This is a genomic window from Mycolicibacterium sichuanense, assembly GCF_033741125.1.
Lineage (GTDB): Bacteria > Actinomycetota > Actinomycetes > Mycobacteriales > Mycobacteriaceae > Mycobacterium.
The window spans coordinates 250,993-270,261 of record NZ_JAWQPU010000004.1 but is presented as its reverse complement, the minus strand read 5'-3'; the positions used below and the strand labels follow the sequence as shown (position 1 = coordinate 270,261).

At 69.2% G+C, this 19,269-nt stretch carries 20 protein-coding genes; 9 read left to right on the top strand and 11 right to left on the bottom strand.

The features are described 5' to 3' along the window. Window positions 1-10: 10 nt before the first annotated feature. Genes SBI80_RS14640 through SBI80_RS14630 form a run of 3 tightly spaced genes read right to left on the bottom strand, consistent with a single transcriptional unit; the run spans window position 11 to window position 1,921 of the window. Window positions 11-433, bottom strand: a complete 423-nt coding sequence (locus SBI80_RS14640; RefSeq protein ID WP_318975507.1) for an arsenate-mycothiol transferase ArsC — start codon at window positions 431-433, stop codon at window positions 11-13. Then, window positions 430-1,521 carry an ACR3 family arsenite efflux transporter gene (arsB, locus tag SBI80_RS14635; protein WP_318975506.1) on the bottom strand — a complete coding sequence of 364 codons (1,092 nt, stop codon included), beginning with the start codon at window positions 1,519-1,521 and terminating at the stop codon, window positions 430-432. Before arsB ends, SBI80_RS14640 begins: the two co-directional genes overlap by 4 nt. Next, the gene (locus SBI80_RS14630; protein WP_318975766.1) at window positions 1,508-1,921 is read right to left on the bottom strand and encodes an ArsI/CadI family heavy metal resistance metalloenzyme; all 414 of its coding nucleotides are present in this window, start codon (window positions 1,919-1,921) and stop codon (window positions 1,508-1,510) included. Before SBI80_RS14630 ends, arsB begins: the two co-directional genes overlap by 14 nt. 108 nt (window positions 1,922-2,029) lie before the next feature. Between SBI80_RS14630 and SBI80_RS14625 the strand changes: the two genes are divergently transcribed. The 5 genes from SBI80_RS14625 to SBI80_RS14605 all read left to right on the top strand — a co-directional run bounded on the left by SBI80_RS14625 (window position 2,030) and on the right by SBI80_RS14605 (window position 6,312). Then, window positions 2,030-2,389 (top strand): Rv2640c family ArsR-like transcriptional regulator, encoded by a 360-nt coding sequence (locus SBI80_RS14625; RefSeq protein WP_318975505.1) that lies wholly within the window; start codon window positions 2,030-2,032, stop codon window positions 2,387-2,389. 109 nt (window positions 2,390-2,498) lie between these two features. After that, window positions 2,499-3,380 (top strand): universal stress protein, encoded by an 882-nt coding sequence (locus tag SBI80_RS14620; protein WP_318975504.1) that lies wholly within the window; start codon window positions 2,499-2,501, stop codon window positions 3,378-3,380. Between the two features lies 1 nt (window position 3,381). Further along, entirely contained in the window at window positions 3,382-3,645 is a 264-nt protein-coding gene (locus SBI80_RS14615; RefSeq protein ID WP_318975503.1) for a dsRBD fold-containing protein, read from the top strand. A gap of 79 nt (window positions 3,646-3,724) precedes the next feature. Then, the gene (locus tag SBI80_RS14610) at window positions 3,725-4,582 is read left to right on the top strand and encodes a universal stress protein (protein ID WP_318975502.1); all 858 of its coding nucleotides are present in this window, start codon (window positions 3,725-3,727) and stop codon (window positions 4,580-4,582) included. A 23-nt stretch (window positions 4,583-4,605) separates the two neighbouring features. Continuing rightward, window positions 4,606-6,312, top strand: a complete 1,707-nt coding sequence (locus tag SBI80_RS14605) for a sensor histidine kinase (RefSeq protein WP_318975501.1) — start codon at window positions 4,606-4,608, stop codon at window positions 6,310-6,312. Window positions 6,313-6,351: 39 nt separating this feature from the next. On the opposite strand, the gene SBI80_RS14600 is transcribed toward SBI80_RS14605, so the two are convergent. The 3 genes from SBI80_RS14600 to SBI80_RS14590 are packed head-to-tail and all read right to left on the bottom strand — an operon-like array spanning window position 6,352 to window position 8,113. Beyond that, entirely contained in the window at window positions 6,352-7,239 is an 888-nt protein-coding gene (locus SBI80_RS14600) for a universal stress protein (RefSeq protein WP_318975500.1), read from the bottom strand. Between the two features lies 1 nt (window position 7,240). Further along, complete coding sequence (locus tag SBI80_RS14595; RefSeq protein ID WP_318975499.1) at window positions 7,241-7,513, bottom strand: three-helix bundle dimerization domain-containing protein; 273 nt, start codon at window positions 7,511-7,513, stop codon at window positions 7,241-7,243. A 3-nt stretch (window positions 7,514-7,516) separates the two neighbouring features. Then, window positions 7,517-8,113: an Rv1733c family protein gene (locus SBI80_RS14590; protein ID WP_318975498.1), complete on the bottom strand. Its 597-nt coding sequence runs from the start codon at window positions 8,111-8,113 to the stop codon at window positions 7,517-7,519. A 211-nt stretch (window positions 8,114-8,324) separates the two neighbouring features. Between SBI80_RS14590 and SBI80_RS14585 the strand changes: the two genes are divergently transcribed. Next, window positions 8,325-9,167: a universal stress protein gene (locus SBI80_RS14585; protein ID WP_318975497.1), complete on the top strand. Its 843-nt coding sequence runs from the start codon at window positions 8,325-8,327 to the stop codon at window positions 9,165-9,167. Further along, window positions 9,164-9,760, top strand: a complete 597-nt coding sequence (locus SBI80_RS14580; RefSeq protein ID WP_318975496.1) for a GNAT family N-acetyltransferase — start codon at window positions 9,164-9,166, stop codon at window positions 9,758-9,760. Before SBI80_RS14585 ends, SBI80_RS14580 begins: the two co-directional genes overlap by 4 nt. Before the next feature lie 78 nt (window positions 9,761-9,838). On the opposite strand, the gene SBI80_RS14575 is transcribed toward SBI80_RS14580, so the two are convergent. Then, entirely contained in the window at window positions 9,839-10,831 is a 993-nt protein-coding gene (locus SBI80_RS14575) for an Acg family FMN-binding oxidoreductase (RefSeq protein WP_318975495.1), read from the bottom strand. 52 nt (window positions 10,832-10,883) lie between these two features. Beyond that, on the bottom strand, window positions 10,884-11,660 hold the full coding sequence (locus SBI80_RS14570) for a hypothetical protein (RefSeq protein ID WP_318975494.1): 777 nt from the start codon (window positions 11,658-11,660) through the stop codon (window positions 10,884-10,886). A gap of 108 nt (window positions 11,661-11,768) precedes the next feature. On the opposite strand from SBI80_RS14570, the gene SBI80_RS14565 reads away from it, so the two are divergent. Next, window positions 11,769-13,193 (top strand): WS/DGAT/MGAT family O-acyltransferase, encoded by a 1,425-nt coding sequence (locus SBI80_RS14565; RefSeq protein WP_318975493.1) that lies wholly within the window; start codon window positions 11,769-11,771, stop codon window positions 13,191-13,193. Here SBI80_RS14565 and SBI80_RS14560 read toward each other — a convergent pair. Genes SBI80_RS14560 through SBI80_RS14550 form a run of 3 tightly spaced genes read right to left on the bottom strand, consistent with a single transcriptional unit; the run spans window position 13,163 to window position 18,070 of the window. Then, a complete protein-coding gene (locus tag SBI80_RS14560; RefSeq protein WP_318975492.1) occupies window positions 13,163-14,098 on the bottom strand; it encodes a universal stress protein in 936 nt (311 codons plus the stop codon). The genes SBI80_RS14565 and SBI80_RS14560 overlap by 31 nt on opposite strands. Then, window positions 14,088-16,502, bottom strand: coding sequence for a phosphoenolpyruvate synthase (gene ppsA / locus SBI80_RS14555; protein ID WP_318975491.1), 2,415 nt, complete (start codon window positions 16,500-16,502; stop codon window positions 14,088-14,090). Before ppsA ends, SBI80_RS14560 begins: the two co-directional genes overlap by 11 nt. Window positions 16,503-16,558: 56 nt before the next feature. Next, the gene (locus tag SBI80_RS14550) at window positions 16,559-18,070 is read right to left on the bottom strand and encodes a bifunctional aminoglycoside phosphotransferase/ATP-binding protein (protein ID WP_318975490.1); all 1,512 of its coding nucleotides are present in this window, start codon (window positions 18,068-18,070) and stop codon (window positions 16,559-16,561) included. Between the two features lie 196 nt (window positions 18,071-18,266). Here SBI80_RS14550 and SBI80_RS14545 point away from each other — a divergent pair, with 196 nt between their 5' ends. Further along, complete coding sequence (locus SBI80_RS14545; RefSeq protein ID WP_318975489.1) at window positions 18,267-19,268, top strand: Acg family FMN-binding oxidoreductase; 1,002 nt, start codon at window positions 18,267-18,269, stop codon at window positions 19,266-19,268. Window position 19,269 lies beyond the last annotated feature (1 nt).

Here is a 19,269-nt window from a genome sequence, read left to right as displayed (position 1 = left end):
GATTGGGCCGTCAGCGACGGGGCGGGACGCCCAGCTCGGCGAGTAACCCGCGAACACGGCGGTCGATGTCGTCACGGACCAGCCGCATGCGGTCGATGCCCTCGATGCCCCGTTCGGACGGTTCGTCGGTGTCCCAATTCACGACGTTGGCGCCCGGCACCGGGTCCACCCGGGCCTCGCGGCCCAGGGTGACGACGTGGTCCACCCGGCGCAGCAGCGCGGGGTCGATGGGTTTGGGAGCCTCGGTGCCGATGTCGATGCCGACCTCGGCCAGCACCTGGACGCAGAGCTCGTTGACCTCGCCTCCTGGCTGGGTGCCCGCCGAGTGGACCTCGACGGCGTCGCCAGCGAGCGCCCGGGCCAGCGCGGCGGCCAGCTGCGACTTGCCCCGGTTCCTGACGCAGACGAACAGCACCGCGGGCGGTTCGCTCATCGCGGCAGCGCCCCGAAACGTCCACGCAGGCCCAGAGATACGTACACCAGCGCGATGAGGACCGGCACCTCGACGAGCGGGCCGACGACGCCGGCGAGCGCTTGTCCGGAGGTGGCGCCGTAGGTGGCGATGGCCACCGCAATGGCGAGTTCGAAGTTGTTGCCCGCCGCAGTGAACGCCAGCGTGGTGGTGCGCCGATAACCCAGGCCGAGGACGGCTCCGAGCAGGTAGCCGCCACCCCACATGACGGCGAAGTAGATCAGCAGCGGCACGGCGATTCGCACGACGTCCCCGGGGTGGCCGGTGATCTGAGCACCCTGCAGCGCGAACAGCACGACGATGGTGAACAGCAGCCCGCCAAGCGCCCATGGCGCGATGCGGGGCAGCACGGTCGACTCGTACCAGTCGCGCCCCCTGGCCCGCTCCCCCAGGCGCCGGGACAGAAAGCCCGCGAGCAGTGGGACGCCCAGGAAGATGAGCACGGATTTGGCGATCTGCCACGGCGAGGTACTGATGGAGCTCTGGGGCAAACCAAGCCAACCCGGCAAGACCGAGAGGTAGAACCAGCCGAGGACGGCGAACATGACGACCTGGAACAGGGAGTTGAGCGCCACCAGTACCGCGGCAGCCTCACCGTCCCCGCAGGCGAGGTCGTTCCAGATGATGACCATGGCAATGCATCTGGCCAGACCGACGATGATCAGACCCGTGCGGTACTCCGGCAGGTCGGCCAGCAGCAGCCAGGCCAGTGCGAACATCAGCGCGGGGCCAAGCACCCAGTTGAGCACCAGCGAACTGATCAGGAGGCGACGGTCACCGACGACGGTGCCGAGCCGGTCATAGCGGACCTTCGCCAGCACCGGGTACATCATCACCAGAAGGCCTACCGCGATGGGCAGCGAAATCCCGTCGACCTGACCGTGATTCAGCACGGTCTGAATTCCGGGCAGCGACCGGCCGAGCAGGAGACCGAGGGCCATCGCGACCCCGATCCACACCGGAAGGAAGCGGTCGAGCAGGGACAGCTTGCCGATGACGGCACCTGGCTGGCCCCCGGTGACGGTCACGGCGGGCTCAGCAGCAGGCATCGGCACTGCGCGCATCCTCGGCGTCCCGCGGGATGCCGAAGGTCTCGGAGTCGGCCAGCACGGTGTATACCTCCCACCTCTCCCCACCGGGTCCGGTGACCCAGACCTTGTCCTGGGTGGCGAAGCAGCACGTGGTGCCGATCTCTTCATCGGTGAACAGTCCCTCGCCGGCGAGGCGGGCGATCTCGGCGTGGACGACCGCACTGGACTCGACCTCGACGCCGAGGTGGTTGATCGTCGCACCCTTGCCGGGATTCTCCAGCAGGACCAACTTCAGCGGTGGGTCGGCGATGGCGAAGTTCGCGTAACCCTGCCGGACCTTGGCCGGAGCGGTGCCGAACAGCTTGGCGTAGAACGAGATCGATGCGGCCAGGTCGTCGACGTTGATGGCGAGCTGTATGCGTGACGTGGTGACTCCTCGTGCTGATGTGACATACGTCGAAACGGTGACCCCGTCAGAATGCCCACCTCTTTGACATATGTCAATGTTGTTGGCGATACTGGCACCGTGCCCAAGTCGCTGCCGACCATCGACATGACCGCGCCAGTATGCTGTGCGCCCGTCGCCGCCGGACCCATGAGCGACGAGGACGCGCTGCAGGTCGCGCTGCGACTGAAGGCGCTGGCCGACCCCGCCCGGGTGAAGATCATGTCCCTGCTGTTCAGCTCGGCCGCGGGCGCCGAGAACGGCGGAGACCTCGCGTTGGCACTCGGACTGAGCGAATCCACCGTCAGCCATCACCTCGCCCAGCTCCGCCGGGCCGGCTTCGTGGAATCCGACCGCCGCGGTATGAACGTCTACCACCGGCCGGCCGCCGCCGCCGTCGGCGCCCTGTGCGCGGTCCTGGATCCCAACTGCTGTACCTAGCGGAGGACTCGTGGCACCCCGCTGGGGACCTAAGGCCCTGCCATCGGTCGGTCGCGCTCCCTAACCTCGATGGTGTCAGGACCCGAGAACACCGATCCGAGAGTCTGAAATGCCCAGTACGCCAACATCGTCGAGCATTCTGGTGGCAGTCGACGGATCACCGGAATCCGATGCCGCGGTAGCCTGGGCGGCCGGGGAGAGCGTGCTGCGGCACGCCCCGGTGACCCTGATCCACGTCGTCTCCCCCGTGGTGGTCAGCGTGCCCGTCGAACCGATGTTCCGGATGACGGACTGGTACGAGCGCAGCGCCCGCCACGTGCTGGCCCATGCCGAGCGGGACTTCACGTCCGCGGTGGCCGGCCAGGCCGCCGGCGAGCTGCACCTCGTCGTCGACCACGGCAACATCGTGCCCACCCTCGCCGACGCCTCCAAGGACGCCCAGCTGGTGGTGGTCGGCAGCCGCGGCCGTGGCACGCTCGGTCAGCTCGCGCTCGGCTCGGTCAGCAGCGGGCTGCTGCACCACGCGCACTGCCCGGTCGCGGTAATCCGCGCCGACCAGAACCACGCGCCCACTCCCGACGCTCCCGTCGTCGTTGGCATCGACGGCTCGCCGGCATCGGAGGCCGCCACGGCGCTGGCATTCGACGAGGCCTCCCGTCGCGGCGTCGACCTCGTCGCGCTGCACGCCTGGAGCGATGCCGGCATCTACCTGATGCTCGACAGCGACTGGCACACCTACCAGACCGAGGCCGACGAGGTGCTGGCCGAACGCCTGGCGGGATGGCAGGAACGCTATCCCGACGTCACCGTTCGGCGCCGGCTGGTGTGCGACCGGCCGTCGTACTGGCTGGCCGAGGAGTCGCAGCGGGCGCAACTCGTCGTCGTGGGCAGCCATGGCCGCGGAGGCTTCGCCGGCATGCTGCTGGGGTCGACGAGCTCTGCTGTGGCACAGGCATCTTCGGCGCCCGTCATCGTCGTGCGGAGCAGGTGAGATGACCCGGTCCGCAGCAGAACCCCTCGTCGAGCTCACCGTGGACGAGGTCGGCGACCGCACCCGCGCCATCGCGCGGATGGACTGGCAGGACGGCACGCTGGTCGGCGTCGGGCACACCCGGCCCACCGAACTGCTGCCCGACCGCGCGGCCAGGACCCTGGCGGTATCGCGGGCCCTCTCGGACCTAGCGACGCGGCTCGCTGATCACGCGCGGGTGGGTGCCGCGCAACGGCGCGCCGACGCCGGGGACCTCCGACGGTGACCAAGGGACTTTCTGCTCTGACGGGCGTTGCGGCCCAGACCTAGCGTCGGAGGCGACCAACCGAACCGGGAGCAAGCCGATGCGAGACACCCTTCCCCCGTCCCCCTCAGTCGTCGTCGGGATCGATGGTTCGCGCTCGGCGCTCACCGCCGCCTCGTGGGCCGTCGACGAAGCCGTGGCCCGCGACGTCCCGCTGCGATTGGTGTACGCCATCGACGAGCCCACAGACGATCAGCGCGCGGTGTCCGAGCTTGCCGCTGCCGAGGCCGCGATACGGCAAGCCGTCACGACCGTGGAGGCCAGCGGGCGCCCGGTGCGGATCGAGGTCGAGATCAAGCAGGACCGACCGTCCGCCGCGCTGCTCGACGCGAGCCGCGATGCCGCGATGCTCTGCATCGGCGCCGTCGGGACCCAGCGTGCCAGCGTCGGCAGCCTCGGCTCCACCGCGGGTGCCGTCGTGTCCCGGGCACACTGTCCGGTGGCCGTCGTCCGCGGCTACGACCCCTCCAGGACCAACGCGATGTCGATCGTGGTCGAGGTCGACATGTCCTCCGACACCGACACGGTGCTGCAACGCGGAATCGACGAGGCACTGCTGCGCGGGGCTCCACTGGTCGTCATCTCCGTCTGGCACCCACACTTCACCGACGTGCACGACGGCCACGCCGTGGCCGAGCAGAACCGCCAGGTGCGCGCCGAGCTGAACCGACGCCTTGCCCGCACCCGGCGGCGTCACCCCGAGCTCGAGGTCCAACCCGTTGCGGTGCATGGCAACCTGCTCAATTACCTGTCCCGCCACGCGGCGTCGATCCAGCTCGTCATCGTCGGGCCGCGGCGGGCCCATGGCGTGGCCGAGATGATCGGACCGCCGAGTTACGCAGCACTGCACGACACCGAGTGCTCGGTACTGGTCTGCGATACCCACGGCGGTCTGTGACGAGCAGGTGTGACAATGGCGCGATGACCCACCAGGCGGACGCGCTCGGATCCCAACCCCTGCGCAATCTGTCCGAGTTGCGACTGCGCGAGCTGCTCAACGAGGTGCAGGTGCGCGTCGAGCAGATCATCGAGGAACGCGACCGCGTCGACGGTCTGGTCGACGCGATGCTGGCCGTGACCTCGGGACTGGACCTCGATGGCACGCTGCAGACGATCGTGCACACCGCGATCGAGCTGGTGGACGCCCGCTATGGCGCACTCGGCATCCGCGGACACGACCACGACCTGATCGAGTTCATCTATGAGGGCATCGACGAGGACACCCGACGCCAGATCGGCGATCTACCGCAGGGACGCGGGGTGCTCGGCGTGCTCATCGATCAACCGATTCCCATCCGACTCAACGACATTCGCGACCATCCCGGCTCAGTTGGCTTCCCGCCGAACCACCCGCCCATGACGAGCTTCCTCGGCGTCCCCGTTCGCATCCGCGACGAGGTGTTCGGCAATCTCTACCTCACCGAGAAGGCGGGCGGCCAGCCGTTCACCGACGATGACGAGATCCTGGCGCAGGCACTGGCATCCGCGGCCGGCGTGGCCATCGAGAACTCCCGGCTGTTCGAGCAGGCCCGCATCCGGCAATCCTGGATGGAGGCGACGCGCGACATCGCGACCAAACTTCTGTCTGGGGTCGACCCGGCCCAGGTCTTTCGTCTCATCGCCGATGAAGCACTCACCCTCACCAGCGCAGACGTGACCCTGGTCGCCGTGCCGGCGGATGCGGACGCGGCGGCCGACGCCGACGAGCTCGAGATCATCGAAACCGCCGGGGCCACCCAGCTGATCGGTCCGAACGGTCCGATCCCGCTGACCGACGACACCATCCGCGCCGCGTTCCGCGAGCGCATGCCGTTTCGAGGTGAACAAGCCGACCTGGGCGACGGTGTTCTGCGCGGCGTCGGCGCGGTCATGGTGCTGCCCTTGCGCTGCACCAATACCGTTGCCGGCGTGGTGATCTCGGCACGACGAGCTGGATCGGCGCCGTTCACCGACGACCAGCTCGACACCATGGCCACCTTCGCCGATCAAGCCGCTTCGGCCTGGGAGCTGGCTTCCACTCAGCAACGGATGCGCGAGCTGGACGTGCTGGCCGACCGCGACCGCATCGCCCGTGACCTGCACGACCACGTCATCCAGCGCCTGTTCGCGATCGGGCTCGGCATGCAGGGCACCATAGCCCGGATCCGATCATCGGAGGTTCAGCAGCGGCTCGCCGGAACGGTCGACGACCTGCAGGCCGTCATTCAGGAAATCCGGACCGCCATCTTCGACCTGCACGGCAGCGGCGCCGGACCGACCCGGCTCCGCCAGCGTCTCGACGAGGCCATCGCGCAGTTCGCCGGCCCGAGAGTGCGCACCAATTCCCAATTCAGCGGTCCGCTCTCGGTCATCGAACCCGCGCTCGCCGACCACGCCGAGGCGGTGGTCCGCGAGGCCATCAGCAACGCGGTGCGCCACGGTCACGCGACCGACGTCACCGTCCTGGTCCGGGTCGACGACGATCTGACCATCGAGGTCACCGATGACGGCAGCGGAATTCCCGCCGACGTCACCTTCAGCGGCCTGAACAACCTGCGCCGGCGCGCCGAGGACAGCGGCGGGACGTTCGAGTTGGTGAACGGACCGGGCGGCGGCACCGTGCTGCGCTGGTCGGCGCCGCTGCCGTAGTCGGGGCCCGCTGTCACCCCGATCCCGGAGTACCGGCGTTCAGCCCTGCCGAGCGACGATGACCGGCATCCGGGCCCCCTGTGCCACGGCCGAACTCACCGAGCCAAGCAACATACCGGCGAATCCGCCGCGGCCGTGGCTGCCCACCACGGTCAGCTGCGCCTCCTCCGAGGCCTCGAGGAGTTTCTCGGCCGGAGCGCCGTACACCAGGCGATGATCGACCGGCACCTCCGGGTGGTGTTCCTGCCAGCCGGCCAGCCGTTCGGCCAGCGCCTCCTTGCCGATCTCGAGCTGGACGTCCCAGTCGACGTTGGCCCACAGATAGACGTCGTCACTGGCCCACGAATGCATGGCGATCAATCCGACACCGCGCCGGGACGCTTCGTCGAAGGCGACCGCGGTCGCCAGCTCCGAAGCCGGCGAGCCGTCGATGCCCACCAGGACCGGAGCGCTGGCCGGATGGTCCATCAGGGGATCTTGGTCGTGAATCACGGCGACGGGACAGTGGGCGTGGTGCACCAGACCGGAGCTGACCGAACCCAGCAGCCGTCGCTTGAGGGCACCCTGCCCGCGGCAACCGACGACCATCAACGTCGCGTCCTTGGAGAGGTCCACCAGGCTGGGAACGGTCGTGCCCGCGATCGAGACCTCCTCGATGCGGACTGGGCCGTGCTCCGCGATCGCTTGGTCTGCGACACGCCTGGCCTCCGAGAGGATCTGGTGGCCATTCTCCTCCCGCCATGCCGAGAAGTCGCCGAACGACGCGGGTTCGGGCCACATGCCGACCGCCGGCTCGGCCAAGACGTGAACCAATCTCAGTGGGACGTGGCGCAAGGCGGCGTCGCGAGCCGCCCAGTCCGTCGCGACCAGGCTCGACGGCGAACCGTCGACGGCCACGATGACGCCTCTTCCGTCCAACGACGACATGTCATGCTCCTCCGTCTCGGTGAGTTCGGCGGCGCTCGGTGAGTAGCCGTCGGCAGCGATTGAGTGTCAGCGGAATCAGGTGCGTGCGCACCCGCGCCTCGCTCGAAAGCCCTTGGTAGACCTCGGTGACGAGCCACTCCGCATCCACCCGGTTCAGTTCGGGAAATCGGGTGGTGAGCATCGTCACGACGCGCTGCAGCTCGTCGGCCACCAGGGGCCGGGCCGCGTCGAGGACGGCCGGCGCCGGCTCACGGATGTCGAGATCCTGTGTCACGGTTCAGGCCTCGCGACTCGCGCGTCCGTCGTCGTTGCCTGCCAGCGCGCGCAGATCGCGGTCCCAGTCGGCGTACCTGGCACGGTCGAGGCCTCGATGCAGAGCAAGCACCGCCGCGGCGATGGCAACGGCCGCGACGAGCCACGACAGCGCTGCCCACGCCACCGCCTCGGTTGCGGCGCGTCCGGGTGGTGGCGGTGCCGCGGTGGCGTCACCCCGCTCGTCCACCCATGTGGCGAACTGGGTCCCGGCCCGGACGACGTCGGGCACCTGCACCGTCCCGACGTGGACACCGTCGGCGGACAGCCACCTCGCCGTCAGGTCGAACGTGGGCGCGGTGACCTGTCCGTGCAACCTGGAATCCTGCAAGGCCGTCGCGGTGACCTGGTGCCGTGTCACCGCCTGCTGCGCATAGACCGCTGCGCGAGCCTCCTTGACCGACGTTCCGACGGCGGCCGCCAGGGGGATGGTGACGACCACGGCGAACAGCGCCAACACGGCCACGATGCTCTCGAGACGATCGCTTGGGCGCACCAAGGGATTTCGGCCAAGCAAGCGCGCCAACCAGTCGCGCCCCCAGTCGAACGTCCACGTGTCCATGTCATCAGCGTCTGCTCCCGGCCCCGAGTTTCCGAGGGTCGAATGACACCTGTTCGGACGGACCGAGGTCATCACCTCCGCATCGAAGTCGTCGGCGTCCCTTCGCCGGCCAACCAGTGACTTATGGCCCCATCCAGGCCAGGGTCGCCCGCCATAGCGTGGCCATGACGCGCACCGCGTTGCCGGGAATCAGCGGACGGGAGCTTCGGCCATGCAGCCATCGGAGTCGACGGGTCCCGTCGTAGTGGGGATCGACGGGTCCAGCGCGGCGATGCAGGCCGCCGTCTGGGCTGCCGAGGAGGCCATCAGTCGCGACGTCTGCCTGCGCCTGGTTCACGTCGTCGACGTGGAGGACGACGTCGACCGGGACCTCGACGAGAATCCCGCCGAGATCGCCGGAGACTGGCCGGAGACCGAGCTCGGAAGGGAGGCGCTGCGGGCCGCCTCGGCCGTCGTTCGCGCGACCGGCAAGCCCGTGCACACCGAGACCCAGATTCTTTGGGGCGCGGTCGATGAGACACTGATCACCGAATCGAAGACGGCCGCCATGCTGTGCGTCGGTTCCACGGGCATCACCCCGGTCTGCCACCGCATGGTCGGTTCGACGGCCGCGATCGTGGCCGAACGCGCCCAGTGCCCGGTGGCGATCATCCGCACGCCGCACGCGCCGGCACCCAATGAGCCGGACTGGATCGTCGTCGTCGTCGATGACTCGCCACAAAGTGACACCGTGGTCGAGCACGCGCTGACCGAGGCCCAGCTGCGGCGCGCACCCATTCTCGCCCTTGGTGTCTCACACGGCCGTCAGCACTCCGTTCACTACGACGAGCTGGAACGACGAGTCGCCACCTGGCGCAGCGAGCATCCCTACGTCCACGTCTATCCGGTCTCGGTCCCCCACGATGCCGCCTCCTTCCTGGCTCAGCACGACGAACTGTCCGTCCAGTTGACCGTTCTTGGCGCCAGAGACGCGGAGACGGTCCCGACGATCGTCGGCCCGCACCGACTCAATCGCTCTGCTCCACAACGCTGCTCGGTGCTGGTGGTGCGATGACCCGGACGGCTGACGTGACCCAACGGTCGGTCCGCTTGATCGACGGGGCGACGGTCACCGTCCGCCAACTCCGCGCCGACGACTACGATGCCGTGGTCCTGCTGTCCCTTTCCTTGACCGAGCGCGAGCGCTATCTGCGCTTCTTCACCACCCACCCTGGCTATTTGGACGACTGGGCCCGTTCGGTGACGAACTCCGACGACCCGCGGCAGTGTGCGATCGGCGCGTTCGAGGACGACGCACTGCTCGGCGTCGGTGGCTACGTCAGCACCGGTGAACCAGGCCGTGCCGAGATCTCCGTGGTGGTCGCCCACGACCAGCACGACCGCGGCGTGGGTACGGTGCTATTGACGATGGTTGGAATGATTGCCCGCGACAACGCGATTCAGCACCTCACTGCCGACGTGCTCGCCGAGAATCGATCCATGATGCAGGTGATCGCCGACACCGGCTTGCCGTATGCGTGTCACCGCGACGGCGTGGTCGCGAGTTACGACCTCGACCTGGTCGACGCCGACGCGCTACGGTCGTCCAACCAACAGGATGGGCAACTGCACGTTGCCCACCACGGTCGAACTCGAGGAGCCCAGTAGCGGCGTCGACCCGACATCTCCCCTCCTCGGTCTTGGACCGAATGACGTTGCCGACCGGAAACACGTTGCCGAACAGCATCATTCGGCCGACTGCCCGTCCAGCCGGCCGACGACCTCGTCGAGCGGTCGCCGGGGGGTCGCCGGCAGCGGATCGGCATTGATCGGAGCCCAACCGACCCGCAGCAGGATCTGCGGGAACTGCTCGTCGGCGAAGGTGTCCGCGCGGATGGCGGCGCGAGTCTCGGGCAGCTCCAACGGCTCGGTGACCGGGCAGCTGGCCAGCCCGAGCGCGGTGGCGGTCAGCAGCACCAGGCTGGTGGCCTCACCGGCGCGCAGCCGGGCCAGCTCGTCGTCGTCGGTGGTACCCAGCGCAAGCAGCGCACCACCGTCCTCGGCGGCCACGGCCTCCGACGGCTGAGCCAGCGCGGCACCGGCGAAGAGCCGTCCTGGGATGGGCGAGCGCGGATCCGACTCGGGGACGTTGTGTGCCGGCACTCCGGCCGTCGACGAGTAGCGGCCGCTCCAGACGGTCAGTTCCTCGAGGTAGTCGGGATTCGTCGCGTGCCGCCACACCGCCTGGGTGAGCGCCGCGCGCAGCTCGGTCGTGGCCTCCACCCGGCGCATCGTCACACCCATGCGGGCCGCCCGTGCACCCATCAGGGACACGTCACCGTGTGACACCAGCCACCGGCTGTAGAGGCGGCGGTCGGTGCGCCGCCGCGGGATCGCAGCGGCCAGGGCGATGTCCAGCTCGCTGGCGACGTAGGCGTACACCTCGATCGCGGCGAGATGTGTTGGGTCGCGGGGATTCGGTAGCCGGTGTACCCGACTCTGCCACCCGAGTGCCCCCAGCGCGACGACGCAATGATTCAGCGCCGCACCGCAACTGACCATCATGTCGCGGCCATCCGGATCGGTGTGGACGAGGCGCCGTTCCGGATCCGAGTAGAGGTGCAGGCTCGCGTCTCCCACCAGCCACCGCCACGGTTGTACGTTGTGCACCGACGGCGCGCGAGTGGATAGTGCCAGTGCGGTCCGCACCGTGTCGATCTCGGGGAACTTTGCGCCCATCGATTCAAGTCCTTCGCCGTCGCCGTCGCCGTCGCCACAGCATCGGTGAGCCTCACCACCCCGGCGAGAGCCAGAAGTCACGAGTTCGAGGGCCGAGTGTCGAGAGGGGTTCCCTGGCGGTCGCGCCGTGGTGAGCACCGTGGTGAGGCAGTGGCGAGGCCGCGTCGGCCGGCCCCTTCCATACGACCATGGCAGCGGCCTGCGGACGCTCGGCTCTGCGGCGGATGCCCAGCATCATCGCGCGCTCCATGATGAAGTGCGGCACGTCGAAGACCGCGTGACCGACCGCGCCGCCGCTGCCACGAATGATCAAACGGCTGCCCGCTCCCCGGGTGAGGAGATGAAACGACCAGCTGCCGGTGGCGCGCTCACCGAGTGCGATGCGCTCGAAGTCGGCGCCGGAGACCAGCACCAGGTGCGAACGGGGTTCGACGGCCGCCACCACCTGGCGGGCCCGCTCGCCGAATCGGCGGGCCAGCCATACGGTGTCGCCGACGCGCAGGTCCTGCCATTCGGCGTGGACCGTCGCTGCGTTGTGGATGTTCGCGCCGACGGCGCGTTCCAGCAGGCTGTAGCTGTAGAAGCCGCCGCGGTCCTCGCCGATCTGGGCCAGCCAGGGCCATACCCGCTCGACGGGGGCGGCGATGCCGATCGCTCGCGTCGTGCGTCGCGCATCGGGTTCGACGAGCTCGTCACCGGGCAGGTCGGCCGCGGCTTCGGCGGCCGTCGCACCCCAGCCGTACATCCACGGCCGGACGTAGCCGCGGTAGACGGCCGCGGCCTCCACCATTGCCAGGACTGCCGCCAGCCAGGGCCGCTGCTTGGACATGACACCGAGGCTAGGCAGGACTCGCCCGGTGCGGCAGGGACTTTCGTCCTGCTGGTGTCGGCACTACGGCCCTCGTGAAGGCTCCGCGACCGCTCCTAGGCTCCGTGGATGGAGTTCGAACGCCTCTCCACCCTCGACGCCGGTTTCCTCGAAGCCGAGGACTCCGATAGACACGCAAGCCTCGCGATCGGCGGTGTCGCCGTGCTCGAGGGTCCGCTGCCCGAGATGGAGTCGCTGCTGGCGACGATCGACGAACGGGTCCGCAGGGTGCCGCGGTGCAAGCAGGTGCTGCACACCCATCCGTGGGATCTGAGCGCACCACAGTGGGTCGGCGACGATGCGTTCGACATCCGCCGGCACGTGCGTCTCACGGCGGTGGCCTCGCCAGGCGACGATGCCGCCCTCTTCCGGGTGGTGGCCGACCTGATGGAGCGCCGGCTGGATCGCGGGCGTCCATTGTGGGAGTGCTGGGTGGTCGACGGGCTCGAGGGCGGCCGTTGGGCCCTTGTCGTGAAGGTGCATCACAGCGTGGCCGACGGCATCGCCGCGAGCACCATGCTCGCGGCGCTGTGCGACGGTGCGGGCAGCGAGGACGGCAAGAGCGACGAGGACGGCACGACACCCGAGCACCAGCCCGGCGAGCACCGACTGGGACTGCCCAGTCTCAATCCGCTGTCCTGGGTGACGGGCGCGTGGAACGCGTCCATCGGGACCGCCCAGACGGCGTTGCGCCTTGGCGCCGGCGCGGCCGAGATCGCCGCCGGCATCGTCTCGCCCGCGCCCCAGACCATGACCGGGCCGCTGACGGATCTGCGGCACTACTCCGCAGCCCGCGTGTCACTCTCCGACGTCAAGTCGATCTGCCATCGTTTCGACGTCACGGTCAACGACGTTGCGCTCGCGGCGATCACGGACGGCTTTCGGAAGGCGATGCAGCGCCGCGGTGCGACGATCCGCCCTACCTCACTGCGTACCCTGGTACCGGTTTCCGTCCGGCGGCCCGACGAGCTTCACCTCCCAGACAACCGGGTGTCGGCGATGCTGCCGCTGTTGCCCGTCGAGGTCGCCGACCCCCTGCAGCGGCTGCATGCCGTACACAGCCGGCTGACGCGCTCGAAGGCCGGCGGACAATCCCAGGCCACCGATCTGGCGGTGACGCTGTCCAATCGACTTCCCTTCGCGCTGACCGCCTGGACCGTCCGGCTACTCACCAGGCTTCCGCAGCGCGGCGTCGTCACGGTCGCCACCAACGTGCCAGGCCCCCGACGGGAGGTCTCGGTGCTCGGCCGCCGCGTGCTGTCGTTGCTGCCGATCCCGCCCATCGCCGTGCACCTGCGGCTGGGCATCGCGATCACCAGCTACGCCGACGAACTCACGTTCGGGGTCATCAGCGACTACGAATCCTCGGTGGGTGCCGACGAACTCGCCCGCGGCATCGAGGACGGGGTCGACCGACTCCTGACCGTCACCCGGGCCTGCAAGAAGTCCCGACGGCTGGGCAATCAGTCATTGCTGCTGCTGCTGGTGTCCTGAGCCAGCGCGGTGGTCTCCTCGGCGTCCTCGTCGAACGCGCAGAGCGTGACGGGTATCGCGCTGTGGTGCAGCAGGTTCATGCTGGTCGAACCCAAGGGCGGGTGTCCCAGTGGGGGGCGCCGGCGGTACCCGAGCACCACCAGCTGAGCACCGACGCTCTGCAGGACGAGGGCACGACTCGCCTTGGCGGCCTCGCCGATTCGGGTGATCTCGACGCGCGGGTAGCGCTCGCGCCACGGGTCGAGGAGCTCGTTGAGCCGACGCCACTGCCCCTTCGTGTTCTCGTCCCATTCCACCGCGATCGGGCGGTGGATCTGGGTGAAGCCCTTCAGCGCCCAGGAGTGGACCACGCGCAGGGGCACCTCGAGCCGGTCCGCCAGGGTGAAGGCCACGCCGAGCGCACCGCCGTCGCGTCCCGACCCGTCGACCCCAACCACGATCACCTTGCGGGACGGTTTCACGGTGTCACCGCGCCAGGCGACGACGGGGCACGCCGCATGCGCCAGGGTCGCCAGGGTGGTCGATCCAACCAGCAATGCCCCCAGCGCCGTGACGTCGTCGCAGCCGAGCACCAGCAGACGCGCCGACTTGCTCGCCGTGTCGAGCGCCGCGTCGACGGGCTCGTCGAGGGATGCCACCGTCACCGGCACGTGCGGGTGATCGCCGAGGACCGCCGATCGCGCCGCGTCGAGGTACCGGTCGGCCCACTCGCGGTGTTCGCTGATCGCAGCCACCCTGGCGGCCAGCGCGACATCGGACGGACTGTGACCTAGGTACGGCGTCGCCGTCAGGATGTGCAGGGGAACGTCGAACCGTTCGGCGAGTCCCCCCGCCCAGCGGGCCGCCCGCAACGACTCGGCGGAACCGTCCACGCCGACGACGATCGGCGCCCCGTCATCGACCACGATGACCCCCGGTGCGGACCTCGCCGAGATGCCTGGCGCTGCGAGCACTCGGATGCCGGCGGGCACACTCGAGGACGAGGCGCTGTTCCGCTGCCGCGACCACGTGTCGGGCCGAGGCCACCGCGTCGGGGTTGACCGAAATGGACGTGATGCCCATCCGTACCAGATGTTCGGCGAACGCGGGATTCGTCGATGGCGCCTGCCCGCAGAGCGATGACGTGATGCCGTGCCGGTTGGCGGTGGTGATGATCTGGCCGATCGCGTCGAGCACGGCCGGGTCCGATTCGTCGAACAGGTCGGCACAGATCTCGGAATCCCGGTCCACGCCAAGCATCAACTGGGTGAGGTCGTTGCTCCCGATGGACACCCCGTCGATGCCCATCCCGATGTAGGACGGCAGCCAGTGCACGACGGACGGGACCTCGGCCATGATCCAGCGGTGCAGACCTCGCTGGCGGCCGAGCGGACTCGCGTCGACCAGATCCAGGCACTCCTCCAGCTCCCATCGGGTGCGGACGAAGGGAATCATCAAGTGCACGTTCGGGTATTGCTCCCGCACCTCGGCCAACGCGCGCAGCTCCAGCGCGAAGAGGTCGGGTTCCCTGACGTAGCGGTAGCATCCGCGGTAGCCGATCATCGGGTTGCGTTCGACCGGTTCGTGGGCCTCTCCCCCACGCAGCGCGCGGAACTCGTTGGTGCGGAAGTCGGTGGCGCGGTAGACGACGGGCCGCGGTGCGAATGCCCTCGCGATCGGACCGATGGCGCCGACCATCCTGTCGACCAGATCGTCGGAGCGGCCGTCCGCGAGGAGTTCTCGCGGATGTTCGCCACCCAGCGCCTCGGTCAGCATGAACTCGGCGCGCAGCAGTCCGACCCCATCGACCTCCTGCGCAGCGACGGCATCGGCGGTGCCCGGCAGGGCCAAGTTGACGTAGATCTTGGTCGCAGTGACCGGGGCATGACCCGCTTCGGCCGATTTGCGCTCGGTCACCACCACGGTAGGAGTGGCATTCGTTCTCCCCGAGCGGATCTCGCCACTGGCACCGTCGATGGTCACCGACATTCCGTCGGTGAGGGTTTGAATCGCGTTGCGGGCGCCGACGACGCACGGCACCCCGAGTTCACGCGCCACGATGGCGGCGTGACACGTCATGCCGCCCGTCTCGGTGATCAGCCCGGCGGCGCGGCGGATGGTGGGCAGCCAGTCGGGATTGGTCATCGGCGCCACCAGGATCTCGCCGTCGCGCAATCGGTCCCCCTGTTCGGGAAGGGTCAGCCGGCGTACCACCCCGGACACCATCCCCGGTGCTGCCGGGAGTCCGCGCAGGAGGACGGCCCCCGCAGCGCCGGGACCGGCGGGGCCGGCGTTTGCCGGTCCCGACTGCGGGACGGCGGAATTCGCGGACGCGGGTTCGGGCTCGGGCTCGGGCTCGGCGAGTGTGGTGATGGGCCGGGCCTGCACCAGCCACGTGACACCTGCCTCGATCGCCCACTCGGTGTCCTGTGGATACCCGTAGTGGGCCTCGGCTGCGATCGCGAGCCGGGCGATGTTCTCGACGGCCGCGTCGTCGAGCACCCGGGCGTCGGCGTCCTCGGGAGCCAGGTTCATGACCAGGTCGTGTCCATCGCTGCCCCGCACGATCTTGAAGGTCTTGCATCCGATCGACGTATCGAGCAGCGTGACGGTCGCCTTGTCGACGACGTAGGTGTCGGGCTGGACGGACCCACTGACCACCACCTCGCCCTGCCCGAAGGCAGCCTCGATGACGATCCGATCTCGCCGCCCCGTGCTCGGATCGGCGGTGAAGGCGACCCCGGCCCGGTCGGGGGCCAGCATCTGCTGCACCACGACGGCCATCTCGGGTGTGCTCGCGAACCCCCGGCTGCGCCGGTAGGTGATCACCCTCGGAGTGAACAGTGACTGCCAGCACCGAAGGACGGCGTCGACGACGTCGTCGGCTCCACGCATGTTGGTGATGGTCCTGTTCATTCCGGCGAACGACGCGTCGCGGCCGTCCTCGCCCGTTGCCGAGGAGCGCACCGCGACCACGGGATCGACACGGGTGGCGGTGCCGAGCCGGCGGTATGCGTCCAGCAGCTGTTCGCGCACGCCGTCGGCGAGGCCGGCCTTGCCCACCAGACCCTGCATCCGATGACACAGCTCGTCGAGGCGGGCTGAGTCGTCGGCCGTCGCCAGTGCCTCCGCGTGCAGGGCGGATAGCTCGTCGTCGACCCCGCCGGCTCGCATCGAGTCGCGGTAGCCGTCGCGCAGCACGACGAAGGCCGGTGGCACCGGCAGCCCGGCGGTGACCATCTCACCGAGATTGGCCCCCTTGCCGCCGGCTTGGTCTGCATCGGCGAGCCCGAGGGTGGAGATGTCGCGGACGTAGCTGGGCGCTGTCATGGTGAGACTCCAACATTGTTGTGCGGAAGGCTATTCGGTTGTGGTGACGCCGTCGCTCAGAACGCCAGACAGCAGATCTGCTGTGCTTCGGCCAGTGAGTGGCTCAGGGGGCGGCTGGTGTCGATCGGATGGGCCTCGGCCCACGCGGCCTCGTCGGACCCCATGGCCGCGGCGGACCCCATGGCCGCGGCGATGCCAGGCGTAGCGTCGGACGCAGAGGCCGGTCGGCTGGCGATCCGCGCCATCGCCTCGTCGATTGGCAACGTGCAGGCCAGATGCACGGACGGGCAATGGCTTTCCCGAGCCAGCTCGTGGGCCGACGCACGGTGCCGGGGATCGCGCCAGGTGCCGTCGAGGATCACCGGCCGCCCTGCGGCCAGCAGGTCTGCGGCCCGGTCCAGCATCACCGCGTAGACGGCATCCACCCGGTCGGGGCTGTACAGCCCCTCGCCGAACACCCCTGCTGCGCCGTCCAGCCGTCCCTCGGCCTGCATCTCGCGACGCACGTCGTCACTGGAGATCACCCGTGCGCCAAGCCGTTCGCTCAGCCCCCGGGCCAATGTCGTCTTGCCCGTGCCGGGGCCGCCACCGACGAGGATCAGCCGCACCGTGCCCGCTCGGAGGTGTTGGAGCGCGAGATCGAGGTGCCGGCGGGCGTCGACCGCGGCACCGTCCCGGTGCTGTCCGTTCCTGATGCAGTCGACCTTCGCCCGCACGACGGCTCGGTAGGCGACGTAGAAGTGGGCCAGTGCGCTCGGTGCGGCGTCGTGGGCGTGGCGGCGGTACTCCTCGAGGAAGTACTCGCCGAGATCGGGTCGGCGCAGGAATTCCAGGTCCATCGCGAGGAACGCGGCGTCGTCGAGACCGTCGACGAAACGGAGGCGATCGTCGAACTCCAGACAATCCAGCAGCGCCGGGCCCTCGGGTAGGCAGAACACGTCCTCGGCGGTCAGATCACCATGACCGTCGACGACGCGACGCGCGGCGATGCGTTCGGCGAACAGCGCCCCGCGTCCGTCGATGAAGCGCATCGCCAGCCGGTCGACCTCGTCGAGCACCACCGCGGGGACCACCGCGTCGACGTGCCGGCTCAGCTCGGCCAGGTTCTCGCGCCAGCGGTCTCGAATCGCCGATTGCCCGGCGCACGCGTCTACGTCGTTGCCGCGGACGGCGTCGCGATGAAAGGTGGCCAGCTGCAGCGCGATCGCCGTCAGTTGCCCTTCGACCAACTCACCGCGGCGCACCAACGACGTCAACCGAGCCGAGTCCGGAAGCCGTCGCATCACCACCACGGGTTCGGCCGCCCCGCCCAGCGGATCGGTGAGGTGGGCCAGCCCGAGATAGCTGTGCGCGGCCAGGCGCCGGTTCAACCGCAGTTCGCGCTCACAGGCGTGCTCGCGCCGATCCACGGTGCTGAAGTCGAGGAAGTCGGTCACCACCGGCTTCTTGACCTTGTACGCGCGATCACCGACCAGGATCACCATGCCGGTGTGCGTCTCGCGAATCTCCGGTGCCGACGCGACGGACTCCCCGAGCGGAGTCGAGGCCGCGACCGGTGGTGAACTCATGGGTCGATCGTCGCGCGGCTGGACCGGCACGGCTGCGGCCCTGGGACCCCGTTGTCGCGCCACAGGTCCTCGGCCTAGAGGGCCCAAAGACTCTGGCGTCGACGGCGCCGCACGGGCGATGGTTCCCACAGTTGCCCAACGGGGCGCCCCGCCCGCGGCCCCGACGAGTTGCCTGCCCGACGCAGAAGGGATCATCATGCCGTACCCGGTCGTGTCCAGCGGGGTGATCGCCGATGCCGTGCATCTGGCGTGCCGCGCCCCCTCGATTCACAACAGCCAGCCCTGGCGATTCGTCGGGCAAGGTGCCGGGGTCCTGCACCTCTACCTTGATCGCGACCGACTCGTCGACTCGGATTCATCGGCCCGGCAGGCGCTTCTCAGCTGTGGCGCGGTCCTCGATCACCTGAGGGTCGCGATGGCGGCACAGGGCTGGACGGCCAACGTCGACTACTACCCGAATCCCAACGACCACCTTCACCTGGCGTCGATCGACTTCACCCCGATGTCGTACGTCACCGACGGGCACCGGCGACGGGCGAAGGCGATCCTGGTGCGGCGTACCGATCGCCTGCCCTTCGCGGCGCCCGCGAACTGGGACGAGTTCGAACCGCTGCTGCGCCGCGCCGTCGACGAGAACCTGGCGATCCTCGACGTGCTGCCCGAGCAAGCACGTCCCCAGCTCGCCGAGGCTTCCCAGCTGACCGAGTCGATGCGGCTGTACGACTCGCCGTACCACGCCGAACTCGATTGGTGGACTGGCCCGTTCGCGGACCACGATGGCATTCCGCACAGCTCGTTGGTGTCTGCCGCGGAGAGTGATCGCGTCGACATCGGCCGCACCTTCCCGGTCACTCACCACCGCGAGCGGCGCCCCGACGTGCCGGAGGACCGCTCGACGGTACTGGTGCTTTCCGCGTTGGGTGAATCCCGCCGCGACATCCTCACCTGCGGTGAGGCTTTGTCGGTCACGCTGCTGGAGGCCACCATGGCCGGCCTGGCGACGTGCCCGCTGACCCATCTCACCGAGATCGAGGCCAGCAGGGAGATCGTCGGCGAACTGACGGGACGCCGGTTACCCCAGGTCCTCGTCCGAGTGGGCGTGGTGCCCGCGATGGACGAGGTGCCGCCTCCCACCCCGCGTCGCACCCTGTCCGAGGTGCTGACGTGGCGGCCATCGGTGGCGGCACACGTGCGCTGAG